Source organism: Dickeya zeae NCPPB 2538, assembly GCF_000406165.1.
In the GTDB taxonomy this organism is placed as follows: domain Bacteria; phylum Pseudomonadota; class Gammaproteobacteria; order Enterobacterales; family Enterobacteriaceae; genus Dickeya; species Dickeya zeae.
This window is the reverse complement of the sequence record NZ_CM001977.1, coordinates 1,807,037-1,824,779: the sequence shown is the minus strand read 5'-3', so window position 1 is coordinate 1,824,779 and position 17,743 is coordinate 1,807,037. Positions and strand designations below refer to the sequence as shown.

The window sequence follows — 17,743 nt, the reverse complement described above, 5'->3', positions numbered from 1 at the left end:
AAAAAATCACAGACTACGCTACGGGTATTCAAATAACTAAATAGCGGGGCGTCAGCATTGATACGCACGACGCCCTTCGAACAGGAATACGTCAGGGAAGACGGGATAATAGAACCAGCGCACCTGCACGCTGAAGCATCGCGGCTATACACTTTTCTATGCGACAGACCCTGAAGTCCAAACTAAAAATAATTTTCACGAGGACCTGAAATGCGCAACAACCAGCCAGTCACACAAAGGGAATATGTTTTTGACAAGGATGCCACGCTCATGTCGGTCACCGACGTGAATAGCCATATTGTTTATGCCAACGATGCGTTTATTGAGGTCAGTGGTTTTGAGCCTGATGAAATTGATGGGCAACCGCATAATTTCGTTCGTCACCCGGATATGCCGGTCGAAGCCTTTCGCGACATGTGGCAAACACTCAAGCAGCAAGAACCCTGGACAGCACTGGTCAAGAACCGCCGCAAAAACGGCGATCACTACTGGGTACGTGCCAACGCCGTTCCGATTGTGCGCCAGGGACGCACGACCGGATATATGTCCGTGCGTACCCAACCTTCCCGTCAGGATGTGGACGCGGCGGAAAAACTGTATCAAACCATGCGTAGCGATCAGGGTAAGAACCTGAAATTACAAAAAGGGGTACTGTTTCGCACCGGTCTGACCGGGGTGTTTTCACGTCTGAAACTGATGTCAATGCGCTGGCGCTTGCGCGGGATTATCACGTTGACGACGTTGATAAGCTACATCGCGTCCTGGGCACTTCATGGCGATTTTGACTCCGATTTTTATATTACCAGTGCGTTTATGACCGGCATGATGCTACTGCTGGACGGCTTACTGGAGTGGCAGTTAATCAAACCGATTGAAATGGTCAAACAACAGGCACTGGATATCGCCACTGGCAACGTCACCACTCTCGATTATGGTAGTCGCGGCGATGAAATTGGCACCATCCAGCGTGCTATCGGACAACTGGGGTTGATGTTTCGCTGGCTGGTGGATGACATCAGCACGCAGGTGCTGAACATCCGTTCCGCCAGCGACGAGCTGGCCCACGGCAGTGAGGACATGAGTGACCACGCCGAACGTACCGCGGCGAATGTGCAGCAAACCGCCGCTGCCATGAACGAGATCAATACCACAGTGCAGACCAACACCACGACCACCAGCGAAGCCAGTCAACAGGCCTCCACCGCCTGTGATGCCGCCATCAGCGGCGGTCGGGTCATTGGCGAGATGGAAAAAACCATGGACAGCATTGTCGCCAGTTCGGAGAAAATCGCCGGTATTACCTCCATCATCGATAACATCGCCTTCCAGACCAATATCCTGGCACTGAACGCCGCCGTGGAGGCCGCGCGCGCTGGCGAACAAGGGAAAGGGTTTGCCGTGGTAGCTGGCGAAGTGCGTAATCTGGCACAGCGCAGCGCCAGTGCAGCCAATGAGATTAAGCAGTTGATCGAATCCAGTGTGGCACAGGTTCGCACCGGTTCCACCCATGTGCGGGACGCAGGCAACAGTACGCAGAACATCGTCACCCGAGTAAATAGCGTCAGCCAGCTGATTGCGCATATTGCGGATTCGACCAAAGAACAAACGGTTGGGCTGTCTGAAATCGGCCGTGCGGTGGAAGAACTGGAACAGATAACCCAGAAGAATGCGTCTCAGGTCAATGCCTGCGCACAGGCGTCTGATCAGTTAAAACAACAGGCACGCCGACTGGAACAGGCATTACACGTATTCCGTTAACGCCGCTCAACCGTTCCTGACTCGATGACACGACGCCCTGATGATAGCCTCAGGGCGTTTTTTCAGGTGCTGTTCGGGAAAATCCCCACGCCAAACAGGCGTGGAGATCGAGGCGTAACGGTTACTGTGCCCGCGACTTGTTGTTCTCACGCCAGCGCGCCACCTGCTCTTTTGTCACATCGTCTTTATAACAGGCCGGTGCCGCACCGCCTTTGCGACTCCAGGCACTACGCCCACCACAGCGGCTGCCATTACTGGCTGAATTATACGGACAGGCGCAATTCCCCGTATAACTGGCAATAGATTCCTCAATAATAATTTGCTTGATCTCATTATCGCTCAGGCGGGTATTTTTCGCGTCTGCCGTCGCAGCCAATAAAACACATGACGCACACAATACGTGGAGGAGATATTTTTTCACGATACGTTCCTTACCCAGAATCTGTTTTTACCCAAGATGATGTTTTTGCCCCAGGACAATGTTTCTTACCCAGGAAATATGTCTTACTCAGAAAACGTTATTCCCCGCACTGTCACGTGGCCAAATCCTCTCTCGGCACACCGTGTCCTGCCGCAAAACCAGCGGCTAAGTGCCTTGCAAAGCGCGCCTTCGCGCCAGCTTATCGACAACCTGACACCACATGGGGGACGAACGATTTTTATTGATGATTAACATCACTCGCATGGCGTCTCGAATAAAATGCGAAGTAGTAAGCATAGAACGATTATTCGGATAACGCCGAAAAAATGGTTATTTTTATTCTCCAGAATATCGATTCATCTTTACTTTCCGTCGATGGTCATCACCATAGGTATATGGTTATTTCCCGTCACAGGCTTTCCCGTCTCGTTGAACACAATACAGCGTCAGCTCACCGCCAAATACCGCACCGGTATCGATATAGTGGATATTCCCGAACGTCAGCGGCGTTCGCAACGGCGTGTGACCAAACAGAAAAGCGTCTGCGCCGACAATAGGCTTGCCGATCCCTGCCATCGCCTGGCGGAGTCGTTGCCGATTCCATAACACCTGCGCCCAGGGCAGCGGCTGATCAAACTGGTAGGCGTCGGCCGGATAATCGGCATGCGCCACCACCGTACGCTGGGTTGTGGTTTCGATGTCGATGACATAAGGCCATTGCGCCGCCTGTAACAACCCGTGACGAGCCAGCTCCTGTTGTTGTTCCTCGAGCCTGAAAAACCAGTCGCCGCCATTGGCCCGCCACAACGCAATACGCCCGGCATCGTTTAACGCATCCAACGCCATCTGCTCATGATTACCCCGCACGGCGCGACACCACGGCTGTTGCAACAAATCAAGACAGGCCAGACTTTGAGGGCCGCGATCGATAACATCGCCGACGGACACCAGCAGATCGCAACCGGTATCAAACCCGGCCTGATCCAGTGCCGCCATCAACAGCGGATAACAACCGTGTAGATCGCCCACAACAAAGATATGTCGCCAGTCGACGCCGCTAATACGTTGATAGGCTGGCGGTGGTTTAACATTGACCATGATACCAGCGCTCCTGCCGCCGCATTGCAGCCAAGAGACCTCCCGTTGAGGTATAGTCCGTACAATTATAGTCCGTACAATGTGCGGTGATAATGATGCGGCAATGCAGTTTTCCACAGCTGATGTGAGTGAGTATGTCCGAAATAATGTCCGAGAAAGTGTCCGGGAACCTGTCCCCGCGTTTTCGTTTTGCCATCGCACTGCTGCTAACCGGCATTCTGTCTGGTCTTGGCGGTATGTTATTGGCGCTGTTGCTCCACACCATTCAACACCTGGCCTATGGTTACAGTGTGGACCATATCATCAGCAAGGAGAGTTTTTTACAGGGAGTCAGTGCGGCAGAACCCACCCGCCGGTTTCTTGCCTTGCTGGCAGGCGGGCTGGTGGCCGGGTTCGGCTGGTATGCGCTCTACCGTTATGGTCGTCGGTTGGTCAACATCAACGCGGCATTACAGGCCGATAATCCTGACATGCCGATAAAAGAAACCATCATCCATGCCTTACTACAAATTGTGACCGTAGCGCTCGGCTCACCGCTGGGCCGGGAAGTAGCACCGCGTGAGCTGGGTGCGTTGGCCGCCACCCATCTCTCGCGGGCATTACGCATGACCCCGGAAGACACCCGGTTGCTGATTGCCTGTGGTGCCGGAGGTGGCCTGGCGGCGGTGTATAACGTTCCGTTAAGCGGTGCGCTGTTTGTTGTGGAAGTTCTGCTGGCACGCGTTCAGCTCAAAACCTGTCTGGCCGCCTTTTTCACCTGTGCGACTGCTGCCTTGATAGCCCGTGTCGCGTTGGGTGATGAATACCAATACCACCTGACAATGCCGCTGACGGTATCCAGCGACCTGACTGTCTGGGCGCTGATCTGTGGGCCGATATTCGGGGTTGCCGCCTATGGGTTTACCCGCCTCACCCGCCATGCCCGGCAGCATTCGCCGCGAGACGCCTGGCTGATTATCACTAACCTGCTCAACTTCGCGTTGCTGGGGGTCCTGGTGATCATGCTGCCGCAACTGGCTGGCAACGGTAAAGGACCGGCGGAACTGAGCTTCACCAGCCAGCTGTCGGTATCGATGGCGTTACTGCTATTAGGGTGCAAGGTGTTGGTACAATGGAGCAGTTTACGCGCTGGTGCGCAAGGCGGCCTGCTGACACCGGGTCTGGCGAACGGCGCGTTACTGGCGGTGGCGTTGGGCGGTATCTGGTCGTGGTTCTTCCCGGATAATCAGCCGGGTGCCTATGCCGTCATTGGTGCCGCCGCGTTTCTGGCGACATCGATGAAAATGCCGATCACCAGTCTGGTGCTGATTATGGAGCTGACTCATGTCAGTGATGATTTCTTTGCGCCCATGGCGCTGTGTATTACCGGCGCGGTCGGTACCAACATGCTGATTGAGAACCTGACGGCAGATAAAAAATAACGGTGGATGAAGACGCGGCGGCACCGCCATCATCATTTTGATGGCACCGCCTTCGCCTTGCTGATTTCATCAAAATAGAGCATGGAATTGGTCACGCTCTGGCGAGCATTCACCAGCGTATTGCGTATCGCGACCAGTCGCCGTCCCTGCAATATGAGCACGAACGGCGAGTCATCCCTGACCGCCCGTTGCAATTGCTGGTAAGTATCACGCCGCGCCTGCGGATCGCACTGCGCCGCCGCCGCGCGGGTCATCTGGCTAAGTTCCGGGGCCGGCCATCCCAACCGCCCGGCCAACGTACCGGGCTGGCTAAGCGCGAACGCGCTGGCATTACTGTTGGGGTCAACATAGTCTGGCCCCCAGTAGGTAAATACCGCCTCAAAGCGACCACTACGCATACGCGTCCACAGTTCGCTTTCTGCTACCATCTGTAGATCAATACGAATATCGGCGCGGGCGAAACTGTCCTGCAACGCCTGCGCCACCTCCACATACGGCGGTTGATTCGCCACCAGCAAGGTAAACCGGCTACCCGCCGCTATCCCGGCATCGCGCAATATCTGGCGCGCTTTCGCCACATCCAGCCGAAACGGTTCTTCCTCCAGCGCACCATCAAACCCCTGAGGCAAAAAATTTTGATGCACCTGAAACTGCTTTTTCAACAACTGCTGCGCAATGCTCTGGTAGTCAACCAGCCAGCGTGCCGCCTGCCAAAACGCGGGTTGCCCGAGAAACGATGCCGTCTTGCTGCGCGTATTAAAGCCCAGATAGTAGATTTTGGTGCCTGATGTCATTTGCACCGTCACGTCGGGGTGACGCTCCAGAGCACTGAATTGATCCGCCCCCAGATCGTAAGCCACATCCGCATCGCCTTGTAGCAGCAACAGGCGTCGCACACTCGGGTCGGCCACGTCTTTCAAAATCACCCGCGGTAATATCGGCGGACGACGGGCGTAGGGGTTACTCTCCAGCAACAAAGCCTGCTGCGGCAAATAGTGTCGAATGTGATAACTGCCACTGCCTGCCGAATGCGTCTTTAGCCACTTGTTGCCAAAATCACCGTTTTCACTGTGTTTTTCCACCACTTTACTGTCGACAATCAGCGCGACACTGGCCGACAACAGCCGTAACACCAGTTCGCCGCCAATATTACGGGTCCAGCGTATTTCCAGGTGCTGATCGTCGATTTTGCGAAATTGCGCCTCGATGTTGCCCGGTTCCCACCCCAGTTCATTAAGAATAAACGCCGGTGTTTTATTCAGCTTTACCGCCCGGGTCAGTGAGTAAATCACATCATCAGCCTGTACCGGGTTACCGGAAGCGAATACTGCACCGGGGTCCAGGGTAAACGTCAGGCTTCGCCCGTCCGGGCCGGGATGCCAGTCGAGCGCTAACGCCGGTTTCAGTTGGGTGGGATTATCACGACTGCTGGTAACCAGCCCTTGATACAGTGAGGTAAGACAGCTGCTGCTGACGGTTTCAAAACTTTCCGCGGGATCAAAACTGATAATACTGTTCAGGGAAATCGCGACGACCAGCGTATCGTCCGGTGTCAATGCTCTCGCTGGCAGGCTGAATATCAGCGTCAGTAAAACGGCAAACCATGCCTTCATCGTTTCGTCCTCGGTATCGCGGCATCCATGTGGTCAGAAGGATGATGGTCAGTGAGATTGTGTTAAATGGGGTTGTGTTCAGTGGGATTGTAGCCTGCCGTCCTGCATCCACAACACGCGTTCGCACATATGTTCCATCACATTGCGATCATTACTGACCAGGATCATGGTCAGGTCTCCGCTCTCCCGCAGGCGCGTGAGTACATTGAACACCCGCGCCTGCCCGAGCATGTCCAGCGCTGAGGTGGCATCATCGAGCAGCAGCAGGCGCGGTTGCATCAGTAGCGTTCGCAATAACGCCATCAGTTGGCGCTGTCCACCAGACAACTGATGCGGGTAATTATCCAGCAGATAGCAGTGCAGACCCAGTTGCCCCATCCCTTGCGCCAGTCGCTCATCAACATCGACAAGGCCCATCAGCCGCAATGGATCGCTCAGGGTTTTACGCAGAGTATGACGTGGATGCAACGACGCGTAGGGATCCTGGAAGACCATCTGTACCTGTCGCCGCAATTCCGGCCCAAATGACTGACCGGGATGTATCGGCTGCCCAAGCAATGTCATCGTTCCCGACCTGTGGGGATTCAGCCCGGCCAGCGCCCACAATAGCGAAGACTTGCCGCTGCCGGATGGCCCGGCCAACCCGAAACACTCGCCCTGCAGCACCGTGAAACTGGCGTTATGCACAACGTCATGGCGCTGATACCCCTGCCAGTGCGCTACGCTCACGTGTTCGACTACCACGGCCATCGGTTCGTGCATCAGGCCGTTCCTTCTGGTTCGTCCGGCATCATCGGCAATATCTGCCCGTGCGTGTGTTTACCCGGCTGGGAATGCCAGAGCATCCGGGTGTAGGGGTGTGTCGCATTCGGTAGCTGCGAGGCGGCCAGCGTATCCACCAAATGGCCCTGGCGCATCACCAGTATGTGAGAACAGTGGTGAACAACCAGCGGTAAATCATGGCTAATCAACAGTAGCCCCATGTGATGCTCGGTGAGCAGGTGGTCGAGTAACGACAGCACCTGCACCCGGGTTTCTCTATCCAGCGCAAAGGTGCGTTCGTCGATAATCAACAGATCCGGCTGGGTAATCATCGCCATGGCCAACATTACCCGCTGTGCCATCCCGCCGGAAATCTGGTGAGGATAACAAGCCAACACCCCACCGGACTCCGCCAGGCCAACAGCGTTAAGGCTCTCCAGCACGCGCTCTTGTCTTTCCTGGCGCGGCAAGCGGGTATGCAGCCGTAGCGGCTCCTCCATTTGCCAGCCTATCGTGCGCATCGGATTTAATGCCTGTTTTGGCTCCTGCATCACCATCGCCACACGTCTGCCACGCCATTGCCGCCACTGCGTCGAACTAAATCGCAACAGATCCTGCCCGGCCAGCTCAAGCCGCTCCGCCCGCATCTGACATTCATACGGCAGCAACCCCATCAGCGCCCAGGCTAATAGCGATTTTCCCGCGCCAGACTCGCCCACCAGCGCCACCCGTTCTCGCTGCATACTGAATGACAACGGATGCACCAGCACGTTCGGCTGGCCGTTACGACGCCAGATCGACAGGTTTTCAACCTCCAGCAAGCAGGAGTCAGTGTTTGCCATAACGAGGGTCCAGTCTGTCGCGCAGTGCGTTGCCCAGTAAATTGAAGGTCAGGCTGGTAAGGAAAATCGCTAACCCCGGCATCGTGGCAACCCACCACTGTTCCAGCATCACATTACTGCCCTCCGCTACCATCGCGCCCCATTCCGCCATCGGCGGCGGTGCCCCCAGCCCCAAAAAACCCAGGCCAGCCGCGGCCAAAATCATATTGCCTGGCGTCATCGCCGCACGGGCCAGCGCACCGGGCAGACACAACGGCAGCACGTGGCCGTACATCAGTCGCCATCCGTTAATGCCTTGCATACGAGCCGCCACCAGAAACTCACTGTTACGCAGCGCCATCGTTTCGGCGCGCGCCTGTCGGGCAAACTGCGGCCAGGCGCTTAACGCCAACGCCAGCGCGCCATGCAACAATCCCGGCCCCAGCACCGCGACCAGCGACAGCGCAATCACCAGCCCCGGCAGTGCCAGCATGATATCGGTTAATCGCATCAACACCCGATCTATCCAACCGCCCAGATACCCTGCGCCCACCCCCACGAGCAGCCCGACAGGAATCGTGATGATGAGAATTAGCGCCACCATTATCAATACGGGACGGGTACCGTAAATCACCCGTGATAACAGGTCACGACCAAAACCGTCGGTCCCCAGCCAATGTGCCGGGCCCGGCGGTTGCAAGCGCTGTATGACATTGTGGGTATAGGGATCAAACGGTGCCAGCCAGGGGGCGAAAAGCGCCACCAGCGTGAGCAACGTCAGCATAAAAAAACACACATTGATACTGTTGAGCACAACGCGACGGCGCGCTGGCTGGCGGTTAACCGGGAACAGGAATGTCCACCTCATCGTGTGCGGGGGTCCAGCAAAAAGATCAGCGCATCCGCCAGTGCATTGAGCAGGATGAAACAGACCCCAATCAACAGCGTCGCCCCCAGTACCGCCGGAATGTCGGCGGCAAACAGCGCCGTCGTCAGGTAGCGCCCTACGCCGGGCCAGGAGAATACCGTTTCTACCAGAATCGCCCCTTCCAGCAAGCTGGCGTAAGACAGCATCAATACCGTCACCATGACCGTCTGAATATTGGGCAGGATATGGAAAAGCAGGATCCGCCACTGACTGGCCCCCATCGCACGGGCCAGCGTGACGTATTCTTTGCCACTCTCTTCCAGCAGCGCTGTGCGCAACATCCGCGCGATGCTGGCCATTGATACAAACCCCAGTACGCAGGCAGGCAGCCACAGGTGCGCCAGCGCATTGCGAAGCATCATGAGATCGTTATTCCAGTTGCCAAACAGCACAAATCCGGTCGGTAATTCTGCCGAATACTGATAAATGTCATCGACTCGTCCGGGGCCAGCAGACCAGTGCAACACCGAGTAAAACAGCAGCAGGCTCAGTAACCCAATCCAGAATACTGGTACGGAATAACCCAGCAACGTCACCCCGCGCACCAGATAGTCCAGCACGCCGCCGGGTTTCAGCGCCGATAACAGTGCCAGCGTGATCCCCCCGCCAAACCCGAGCACGATAGCGCAGGTCGCCAGTTCAAAGGTCGCGGGAAAGGTACGCAGTAAATCGTCCAGCACCGGTTGTGAGGTGGTACGCGATACGCCGAAATCGCCCTGCATCAGCGCGTAAAGGTAATCCCAGAATTGCAGCCACAATGGCTTGTCGAGCCCCAGTTGCTGGCGCACCTGGCTATCAGTGGCATCACTGGCATGCTCTCCCGTGACGGGCAACACTTGATCGACCGATGCCAAATGGGTTAACAGGAAGGTAAAAAATAACAGGCCCAGGAGCGTCAGGCATAGTGAAAGGAAACCACCCAGCACCTTGCCGGGACGCGCCGCAGTTCCCCATATCTGTTGATAAAATGAACTCATTGACGGTGGCCTTGTTACCGGTCTGACAATCCCGGTCGTGACACGTTGCCAGCATGGTATCATCACTGCCGCCAGACCGGTATAGACAACCGCCGCCTCAGTGTATGCTTACCCTACTGGCTAACCCCGTCAACCTGTCGCCAGAACCCCGTCAATCAGTCAACTGCCAATCAACCCAATATCAATCAGCACGGGGCTTCCTGAGCCGGGCCGATGGAGAGGTTTTGTTGCAGCTCACGGACCCGCTGCGCCAGCGCGCTCAGGCTTTCATCCTCCATGCCGTAATGATTTAGCTCCTGTTCCAGCGCGAACAGATACTGGGCATTGGTACCGAGCGGCCCGCTGGCACAGGCAATCAACGGCGCAATGCTCTGAATACAGGTGTCCGCTTCCAGCAACGGATGTTCCGGGTTGGTGACAAACACCAGCGCGGTAATCGGCTCGCCGTTCTGGCACCGCAACTCACACCACAATGGCCGGTAACAGCCGGTCAGCATTTCACGCTTCCACAGCAGTTCCAGCTCGTCACGCAGCGTCGTTTCAGGCAACCGATAGGCCAGTCCGGTCGTTTCGCCTCCCGGTTTCAGCCCCAACATCCGGCCGGGCTGACTGTGCGTACCGCGGCCCGCGGTAAGACGCAAACAAAAGGTACGGTGCCAGCCGTGAAGCGTTGCCACACAAACTTCTTCGGCATCAAACACAGGGTTCCACATCAACGAGCCATAGCCAAACACCCAGACAGGACTTTGATCGGGGCGGGATGCCAACGTACACGCCAGAGAAGCCTCTCGCTGCTGAGGCGTTAGCAGCAATGATTCATCAATTTTTCCAAACGAGGTTTTACAATCCGCTTTCTGCAAAAAATCACGCGTCAACACTACCTACTGCCCTCACTAAAACGATGTTACTGCGCGGCGGCATCGCCTTGCCTATTCTGCTCGATTATATTCTGGCCGATCATCAACCCTATAATCAACGCAGGTATTGCTTATTTCTACGGCAAAATATCGTTAATCTTTACCAGAATTATCATAAAGCCGATGTGTCATTAAGACCTGTAAGAAAATGCGATGGCAGCAACGCGCAATAGGCCGTGCCTTACGTGATATCTCACCTGACCACACCAGCATGCGGTGCCGTGGTGCCAGAAATCACCGTCGAAATCTCCCCGGGAACAGACGCCGGGCTTACAGCCCAAGCCTCAGCCGGTCGATTAATGAAAAAATAGCGATCATGCCTTACTTATCCTTCATTAATCCTGAAAATAACTATGTATAGATAGATAAAATACGTTATTCTTTTGTAAATAGAGTAATAAAAATAAATAAAATCCTTTATTATTAGTGATATAAATATCAAACAGCAAAAACCTCGATTCACTTTCATTTTTCATGAGTTATCGCGAAGTTTTGACAAAAATTTGCCACCAACATTGTCGGTGGGGCTGAAAAACATGCAGGTAAAAACCGCCGACGATGGCCTGCATCAGTCATACTTTTTCGGCGGTGTCGGCAGCGATAAACGCCCGGACACCACCTCAGCATGGATTCCCGAACGCTTCGTTTTTCGAGCACCTTGCTTGCAAGAAACCGTGTTTTCACGACATGTATTATCACGATGACCTGTATTGCCACGATATGTTGCTTTCACCACATTCTGTTTGCAGACGATATCTGTTTGCAGACGGTATCTGATTTCAAGCGGTACATAAGGAGACCCGATCATGCCGACATCCACTGACGCGGTGAAAACCCGTCATCACGAATATACCTTGATCTTCCCCCTGCTGGCGCTGCTGGTGCTTATGCTCTGGGGTGATAGTCGCAGCCTGTCCGTCATGGTCGGCATCAATCTGCTGGCGTTGGTGGGGATCCTCGCCAGCGCATTTAGCGTCGTGCGCCATGCGGATGTGCTGGCGCATCGTCTGGGTGAACCCTACGGGTCGCTTATCCTCAGCCTGTCGGTCGTCATTCTTGAAGTCAGCCTGATTTCAGCGCTGATGGCGACCGGTGATGCGGGCCCGACGTTGATGCGCGATACCCTCTACTCCATCATCATGATCGTCAGCGGCGGTTTGGTTGGTTTCGCCCTGTTGCTGGGCGGGCGAAAATTTGCCACGCAGTACGTTAATCTGGGCGGCATCAAACAGTACCTGATGGCTATCTTTCCGTTGGCGGTGCTGGTGTTAGTATTCCCGGCCGCCTTACCAGCAGGCAATTTTTCGGTGGCGCAATCCATTATTATCGCGCTGATTTCAGCCATGATGTACGGCGTTTTCCTGTTGATTCAAACCCGTACGCATCAAAGCCTGTTTGTTTATGAGCATGAAGACGAGGGCGACGACGGCGACCCACATCACGGCAAACCTTCCGCACACAGCTCTGCCTGGCATGCCGTCTGGCTGCTGGTCCACCTGGTGGCCGTCATTGCCGTTACCAAGATGGATTCTCCCCAACTGGAAGGTCTGTTGGATGCCATGAACGCCCCGTCCCAGTTCACCGGTTTTCTGGTCGCCCTGCTGATCCTCTCGCCAGAAGGCCTGGGGGCGATTACCGCCGTACTGCGTAATCAGGTACAACGTGCGATGAACCTGTTTTTCGGTTCCGTGCTGGCGACCATTTCACTGACGGTCCCTGCTGTGACGCTGATAGCCACCCTCACGGGTCGGACGCTGCATTTCGCCCTCGACTTGCCCCACATCGTGGTGATGTTATCGGTACTGATCTTGTGCCAGATTTCGTTTTCTACCGGTCGCACCAATGTGCTCAACGGTAGCGCCCATCTGGCGCTGTTCGTGGCGTACCTGATGACGGTCATGCTATAAACGCGCGCGTCTGTGCTGGTATCATCGCCTGATACCGGCGCAGGTTGTCATGCAACTGTTCTGTTTTCCCCGAAAAAACCCTTTCTATTGATTTATCGCTGGATCTTCGCCAAAAAACAGGCGTATGGTATCGACTTTGGACTGTGTCCTACCGTGGTGGCTGCGTTTTTTATTCGCGTTTTTCAGGCAACCACCGCAGGCGGCACACGCCCTGGCCGTGACGGGCCGCTGTCGACCCGCCTGTTTTTCATTGTTTGGTTCTTGCTTTCCATGAAATCACACCGAATTAACGGTATCAGACCGTTCAGCGCACTCATCGAAGCCTGTTGGCGAGAAAAGTACACCCTGGCGCGTTTTACTCATGATGTTATCGCCGGCATTACAGTCGGTATTATTGCCATCCCACTGGCAATGGCGTTGGCTATCGCCAGCGGCGTGCCACCGCAGTACGGGCTTTACACCTCGGCGGTTGCTGGATTGCTGATCGCCATCTGCGGCGGTTCGCGCTACAGCGTATCGGGGCCAACAGCCGCGTTTGTGGTCATTCTCAACCCGGTATCGCAACAGTTTGGCCTTTCCGGCCTGCTGGTCGCCACCCTGCTCTCTGGGGTCTTTTTACTGCTGATGGGGTTGTGTCGGCTGGGGCGGCTGATTGAATACATCCCGTTGCCGGTCACGCTCGGCTTCACGTCGGGTATCGCCATTACTATCGCCACCATGCAGGTAAAAGACTTTTTCGGCCTGACCATGGCGACGGTGCCAGAGCACTATGCCGCCAAAGTCGCGGCGCTGGCGCTGGCTATGCCCACGCTCAACATCGGCGACACGCTTATCGGTGCCACGACACTGCTGGTATTGATAGTCTGGCCCCGGCTCGGCGTCCGCCTGCCGGGGCACCTGCCGGCACTACTGGCTGGCACCGCCGTGATGGGAGTGCTGTCATCGTTTCATATCGATGTCGCCACCATCGGTTCGCGTTTTAGCTACCTGTTGGCCGACGGCAGCCGCGGGCAAGGGATCCCGGCGATCCTGCCGCAGTTTGTCCTGCCGTGGAACATCCCCGCGCCGGATGGACACACCATGACGCTGAGCTGGCAAAGCTTGTCCGAACTGCTGCCCGCGGCATTTTCGATGGCGATGCTGGGTGCCATTGAATCGTTGCTGTGCGCTGTCGTGCTGGATGGAATGACCGGGCGCAAGCACCATCCCAGCAGCGAACTGCTGGGCCAGGGTATCGGCAATATGGTCGCCCCGTTCTTCGGCGGCATTACCGCGACGGCGGCGATCGCCCGCTCGGCGGCAAACGTACGTGCCGGTGCCACCTCGCCTGTTGCCGCGGTGCTCCACGCGTTGCTGGTGTTGCTGTCTTTGCTGGTGCTGGCTCCCTGGCTGTCTTATCTGCCGCTCTCCGCCATGGCGTCGTTGCTGCTGCTGGTAGCCTGGAACATGAGCGAGGCGCACAAAGTGGTCTATATCCTGCGCCGGGCACCACGCGACGATATCCTGATATTGCTGTTGTGCATGGGGTTAACCGTTCTGTTTGACATGGTGATTGCCATTACGGTCGGTATTGTGCTGGCTTCCTTGCTGTTTATGCGGAATGTGGCGCGCATGACCCGACTGAGTGAACTGCCTGGTACCGTGGCAGACCAGCGGCTGGTGCTGCGAATCAACGGCCCGTTATTCTTTGCGGCGGCAGAACGCTTGTTTACGGAACTGATGGAACGTGCTGAGCCTTATCCAACCATCATCCTGCAGTGGGATGCGGTCTCGGTGCTGGATGCGGGCGGCCTTAATGCATTCCGCCATTTTGTGGAATTGTTACCGCCAGAAAAACAGTTGATTCTTACCGATATCCCGTTTCAGCCGCTCAAAACACTGGCTCGGGCGAATGTGACGCCGATTGCCAACCGGCTGGGCTTCTACGCGACGCTGGAACAAGCGCTGGCGGAAACCCAACCCCAGCACGACTCGCTCAACGCCTGACAACCGACCGGCCTTAGCATTGCGCGAGGCCGGTTTTTCCTCATCAGTTAAAAAGCAAATAGGTTAAAAAACAGATTAGCAAAATTCGGCTGACGCAACGGAATGCACCGAAAGGCATTCCGACTGCTGACTCAACACCAGTTCGTAGCCGCGACACGCGCGATCGATTATCTGCAACTGCTCGCCAGACAACGCATACGGTAACTGGATATCCAGTTCCGTCACCCCATGTTGGCACGCCAGTGTAATCAACCGAGAAAGATTGGTTTCATCGCTGGCCTGAGTGGACAACACCTGCATCGCCAGCTCCAGCAGGTCATCTTTCCCCGTGGCACCGGTTGTTCCCGCCGCCATGGAAGATTTGGTTACCATACCAAAAATAGGCATCACGCCATACAACGCATCAACAAAACGCCAGCGCTTGCGGCACAGCGCACCCAGGTACGCCGTGTAATCAATACACATCCTTTCAGAGGAGCCCGCAGGCCCAGAGTGAGCCTCTTCCATCCCTTCTCTCCTTTCCGCCAAGCGACCATTGCCGTCGCGCCATTCACATCAACCATTACAACGTAAAAAGGATTAATAAGGTATAGTATCTCTAACAATTGTAGAGCTATACGGCAAAAGCTGGGGCTTTTCTGCTGGCAATGCGATCCAGCGCACCCTACGCTTTCGCCGTCGCTTCCATGCTGTCGCATGAACCATAATACGCGTACTGTTGTGAGTAGAATGTCATGTATAAAGTTGTTTTTGTTGAGGATGATCCGGAAGTTGGCAAACTGATTGCAGCCTATCTGGGCAAACATGATATTGATGTGCGCATTGAGCCTCGTGGTGATAACGCACTGGCCTTCATCGAAGAACAACAACCCGACCTGGTGCTACTGGACATCATGTTGCCCGGTAAGGACGGCATGACGATTTGCCGTGAACTGCGCCCGCAATACACTGGCCCGATCGTGCTGCTCACCTCGCTCGACAGCGACATGAACCACATTCTGTCGCTGGAGATGGGTGCCGATGACTATATCCTGAAGACCACACCGCCTGCGGTTCTGCTGGCACGTCTGAGATTACATTTCCGTCAATACGCCGCCACACCGCAACCTGTCGTTGAGAAGAACACCCCGGAAAAAGCACAGGTGCAGGTGCATAAATCGCTGCATTTCGGCCTGCTGTGTATCGACCCGGTTAACCGCGACGTCACGCTGGCGGATGAAAATATTCCGCTTTCCACGTCGGACTTCGATTTACTGTGGTTATTGGCTACCCACGCCGGGCAGATCATGGATCGTGAAGCGTTGCTCAAGGCGTTGCGCGGCGTCAGCTACGACGGCATGGATCGCAGTATCGATGTGGCGATTTCCCGTCTGCGTAAAAAGCTCTACGACAACGCGCTGGAGCCGGTGCGTATCAAAACCATCCGCAACAAAGGCTACCTGTTCGCCCCGAATGCCTGGGAGACCCTCACGCCATGAAAAAACTGTTTATTCAGTTCTTTCTACTGCTGTTTGCCAGCTTTCTGGTGATGACCCTGTTGGTCGGGTTGGTGTACAAAGTTACGGCGGAGCGCGCCGGTCGACAATCGATGGACGACCTGATGAAAAGCTCGCTGTACCTGATTCGCAACGAGTTACGCTCCATCCCCCCCAGAGAGTGGCACAAGACCATCAACCAGATGGATCTCAACCTATCGTTCAAGTTACACATTGAGCCCATTAATAAATATCGGCTCAGCACGCTGGCGCAACAACGGCTGATTCAGGGCGAAATCGTCGCGCTGGACGACGAGTACACCTTCATTCAGCGTATTCCGCGCAGCCATTATGTGCTGGCGGTCGGCCCCATCCCCTACCTGTTCTTCCTGCATGAAATACGTCTGGTCAACTTACTGTTTCTGGCGTTAATCGGCCTGTCGCTGGCGTTGCCGGTGTTCTTGTGGATGCGCCCACACTGGAAAGCGATGTTACGACTGGAAAGTGCGGCGCAGCGACTGGGCGACGGACATCTGGAGGAGCGAACCCATTTTGATAATACCTCCAGCCTGTTTCGCTTAGGCGTGGCATTCAACCGTATGGCCGATAATCTCAACCAATTGATTACCAGTAAAAAACAGCTCATCGACAATATTGCCCATGAGCTGCGCACCCCGCTGGTCCGGTTACGTTATCGGCTGGCGATGAGCGACAACCTGACCGATGACGAGCAGGAAGCCATCAACCGGGATGTCGGCCAACTGGAAGCGCTCATCGACGAACTGCTGACCTACGCCCGTCTTGACCGGCCGCAGGTGACGCTGCATCTCGAAGAGATAGACCTGTCGCAATGGCTGCAAAAACGGGTTGAGGATTTTCGACTGGTGCACGATGACAAGCTGATTGAACTGGATGTGGCAAGCGGTAACCATTTCGGCTATGTCGACCTGCGCCTGATGGAGCGGGTACTGAATAATCTGGTCAATAATGGGTTACGTTTCTGCCAGCAACGCCTGCGAGTCGGGTTGACACTCGATCAGCAAACCGCGTGTCTGCAGGTGGAAGATGACGGGCCAGGTATTGCGCCGCAAGACCGTGAGCACATTTTCGAACCCTTCATCCGTCTGGAGGCGGGCATCGAAAACAGCAGCGGCGGTTGCGGTCTGGGGCTGGCCATTGTTCATGCCATCGTGCGTGCTTACAACGGCACCATTGAAGTCGACAGCAGCCCGTTGGGGGGCGCTCGTTTCCTGTTCCGCTGGCCGATTGTCACCACCAAACCCGCGTCAAATTCTTCGTCTGCGAACCTTGTACAATCCGTTACACGCGGAAACCAAACACTCACAGATCGTTAGCGTAGCTTATCTTATGCTTCAGTCATCGGCCCACCCTGGGGCTTGAAATGTGAACGGGATAATGAGGAATTTACGATGAAGAAATTTTTAGTGTTGATCGCAGGTGCGGCTCTGGGTCTGTCCTCTGTAGCCTTCGCAGCTGGCACCACTGCTGCTCCGGCTAACGCCCCGGCAACTGCTGCCGCTCCGGCTAAAGCGGATACCGCGAAAAAACCGGTGAAAAAAGTTGAGAAGAAAAAAGCGGCCCAGAAAGCTCAGGCAGCTAAAAAGCAAACAAAAAAGTAGCTAAAGAAAAAAGCTCCAG

At 55.4% G+C, this 17,743-nt stretch carries 15 protein-coding genes and 1 pseudogene; 7 read left to right on the top strand and 9 right to left on the bottom strand.

Features of this window, described 5'->3' with window-relative positions:
• The first annotated feature begins 210 nt into the window (after positions 1-210).
• Positions 211-1,758, top strand: coding sequence for a methyl-accepting chemotaxis protein (locus tag DZE2538_RS07965; RefSeq protein WP_038916033.1), 1,548 nt, complete (start codon positions 211-213; stop codon positions 1,756-1,758).
• A 121-nt stretch (positions 1,759-1,879) separates the two neighbouring features.
• Here the strand turns inward: DZE2538_RS07965 and DZE2538_RS07960 are convergent, their stop codons facing one another.
• Together DZE2538_RS07960 and DZE2538_RS07955 are read right to left on the bottom strand one after the other, a co-directional pair.
• Positions 1,880-2,179: a hypothetical protein gene (locus DZE2538_RS07960; RefSeq protein WP_023639468.1), complete on the bottom strand. Its 300-nt coding sequence runs from the start codon at positions 2,177-2,179 to the stop codon at positions 1,880-1,882.
• Between the two features lie 399 nt (positions 2,180-2,578).
• Positions 2,579-3,277 carry a metallophosphoesterase gene (locus DZE2538_RS07955; RefSeq protein WP_038916032.1) on the bottom strand — a complete coding sequence of 233 codons (699 nt, stop codon included), beginning with the start codon at positions 3,275-3,277 and terminating at the stop codon, positions 2,579-2,581.
• Positions 3,278-3,411: 134 nt separating this feature from the next.
• On the opposite strand from DZE2538_RS07955, the gene DZE2538_RS07950 reads away from it, so the two are divergent.
• The gene (locus DZE2538_RS07950; RefSeq protein ID WP_019846627.1) at positions 3,412-4,698 is read left to right on the top strand and encodes a chloride channel protein; all 1,287 of its coding nucleotides are present in this window, start codon (positions 3,412-3,414) and stop codon (positions 4,696-4,698) included.
• Positions 4,699-4,730: 32 nt separating this feature from the next.
• Here the strand turns inward: DZE2538_RS07950 and DZE2538_RS07945 are convergent, their stop codons facing one another.
• The 6 genes from DZE2538_RS07945 to DZE2538_RS07920 all read right to left on the bottom strand — a co-directional run bounded on the left by DZE2538_RS07945 (position 4,731) and on the right by DZE2538_RS07920 (position 10,677).
• The gene (locus DZE2538_RS07945; protein WP_038916031.1) at positions 4,731-6,311 is read right to left on the bottom strand and encodes an ABC transporter substrate-binding protein; all 1,581 of its coding nucleotides are present in this window, start codon (positions 6,309-6,311) and stop codon (positions 4,731-4,733) included.
• 78 nt (positions 6,312-6,389) lie between these two features.
• Complete coding sequence (locus DZE2538_RS07940; RefSeq protein WP_080638968.1) at positions 6,390-7,073, bottom strand: ABC transporter ATP-binding protein; 684 nt, start codon at positions 7,071-7,073, stop codon at positions 6,390-6,392.
• A complete protein-coding gene (locus tag DZE2538_RS07935; protein ID WP_038916030.1) occupies positions 7,073-7,915 on the bottom strand; it encodes an ATP-binding cassette domain-containing protein in 843 nt (280 codons plus the stop codon). The genes DZE2538_RS07940 and DZE2538_RS07935 overlap by 1 nt, the downstream gene beginning before the upstream one ends.
• A complete protein-coding gene (locus DZE2538_RS07930; protein ID WP_019846623.1) occupies positions 7,902-8,762 on the bottom strand; it encodes an ABC transporter permease in 861 nt (286 codons plus the stop codon). The genes DZE2538_RS07935 and DZE2538_RS07930 overlap by 14 nt, the downstream gene beginning before the upstream one ends.
• The gene (locus DZE2538_RS07925) at positions 8,759-9,799 is read right to left on the bottom strand and encodes an ABC transporter permease (RefSeq protein ID WP_038916029.1); all 1,041 of its coding nucleotides are present in this window, start codon (positions 9,797-9,799) and stop codon (positions 8,759-8,761) included. Before DZE2538_RS07925 ends, DZE2538_RS07930 begins: the two co-directional genes overlap by 4 nt.
• 185 nt (positions 9,800-9,984) lie before the next feature.
• Entirely contained in the window at positions 9,985-10,677 is a 693-nt protein-coding gene (locus DZE2538_RS07920; protein ID WP_019846621.1) for a gamma-glutamylcyclotransferase, read from the bottom strand.
• Positions 10,678-11,522: 845 nt separating this feature from the next.
• Here DZE2538_RS07920 and chaA point away from each other — a divergent pair.
• Together chaA and dauA are read left to right on the top strand one after the other, a co-directional pair.
• Positions 11,523-12,623: a sodium-potassium/proton antiporter ChaA gene (gene chaA, locus DZE2538_RS07910; protein WP_023639461.1), complete on the top strand. Its 1,101-nt coding sequence runs from the start codon at positions 11,523-11,525 to the stop codon at positions 12,621-12,623.
• Between the two features lie 270 nt (positions 12,624-12,893).
• Positions 12,894-14,609 (top strand): C4-dicarboxylic acid transporter DauA, encoded by a 1,716-nt coding sequence (gene dauA / locus DZE2538_RS07905; protein WP_038917134.1) that lies wholly within the window; start codon positions 12,894-12,896, stop codon positions 14,607-14,609.
• A gap of 75 nt (positions 14,610-14,684) precedes the next feature.
• Here dauA and DZE2538_RS07900 read toward each other — a convergent pair whose 3' ends face one another.
• Positions 14,685-15,116, bottom strand: coding sequence for a hypothetical protein (locus tag DZE2538_RS07900; RefSeq protein ID WP_023639459.1), 432 nt, complete (start codon positions 15,114-15,116; stop codon positions 14,685-14,687).
• A 227-nt stretch (positions 15,117-15,343) separates the two neighbouring features.
• On the opposite strand from DZE2538_RS07900, the gene rstA reads away from it, so the two are divergent.
• The 3 genes and pseudogenes from rstA to asr form a co-directional block, all read left to right on the top strand.
• Positions 15,344-16,087, top strand: a complete 744-nt coding sequence (rstA, locus tag DZE2538_RS07895; protein WP_019846616.1) for a two-component system response regulator RstA — start codon at positions 15,344-15,346, stop codon at positions 16,085-16,087.
• Entirely contained in the window at positions 16,084-17,439 is a 1,356-nt protein-coding gene (rstB, locus tag DZE2538_RS07890; protein ID WP_019846615.1) for a two-component system sensor histidine kinase RstB, read from the top strand. The genes rstA and rstB overlap by 4 nt, the downstream gene beginning before the upstream one ends.
• 75 nt (positions 17,440-17,514) lie before the next feature.
• Positions 17,515-17,743 (top strand): annotated as a pseudogene (gene asr / locus DZE2538_RS20835) (acid resistance repetitive basic protein Asr); the annotation flags it as partial.

Coding starts and splice junctions, on each gene's coding strand:
- DZE2538_RS07965 (WP_038916033.1), top strand. CDS start 211: ATGCGCAACAACCAGCCAGTCACACAAAGGGAATATGTTTTTGACAAG.
- DZE2538_RS07955 (WP_038916032.1), bottom strand. CDS start 3,277: ATGGTCAATGTTAAACCACCGCCAGCCTATCAACGTATTAGCGGCGTC.
- DZE2538_RS07950 (WP_019846627.1), top strand. CDS start 3,412: ATGTCCGAAATAATGTCCGAGAAAGTGTCCGGGAACCTGTCCCCGCGT.
- DZE2538_RS07945 (WP_038916031.1), bottom strand. CDS start 6,311: ATGAAGGCATGGTTTGCCGTTTTACTGACGCTGATATTCAGCCTGCCA.
- DZE2538_RS07940 (WP_080638968.1), bottom strand. CDS start 7,073: ATGCACGAACCGATGGCCGTGGTAGTCGAACACGTGAGCGTAGCGCAC.
- DZE2538_RS07935 (WP_038916030.1), bottom strand. CDS start 7,915: ATGGCAAACACTGACTCCTGCTTGCTGGAGGTTGAAAACCTGTCGATC.
- DZE2538_RS07930 (WP_019846623.1), bottom strand. CDS start 8,762: ATGAGGTGGACATTCCTGTTCCCGGTTAACCGCCAGCCAGCGCGCCGT.
- DZE2538_RS07925 (WP_038916029.1), bottom strand. CDS start 9,799: ATGAGTTCATTTTATCAACAGATATGGGGAACTGCGGCGCGTCCCGGC.
- chaA (WP_023639461.1), top strand. CDS start 11,523: ATGCCGACATCCACTGACGCGGTGAAAACCCGTCATCACGAATATACC.
- dauA (WP_038917134.1), top strand. CDS start 12,894: ATGAAATCACACCGAATTAACGGTATCAGACCGTTCAGCGCACTCATC.
- DZE2538_RS07900 (WP_023639459.1), bottom strand. CDS start 15,116: ATGGAAGAGGCTCACTCTGGGCCTGCGGGCTCCTCTGAAAGGATGTGT.
- rstA (WP_019846616.1), top strand. CDS start 15,344: ATGTATAAAGTTGTTTTTGTTGAGGATGATCCGGAAGTTGGCAAACTG.
- rstB (WP_019846615.1), top strand. CDS start 16,084: ATGAAAAAACTGTTTATTCAGTTCTTTCTACTGCTGTTTGCCAGCTTT.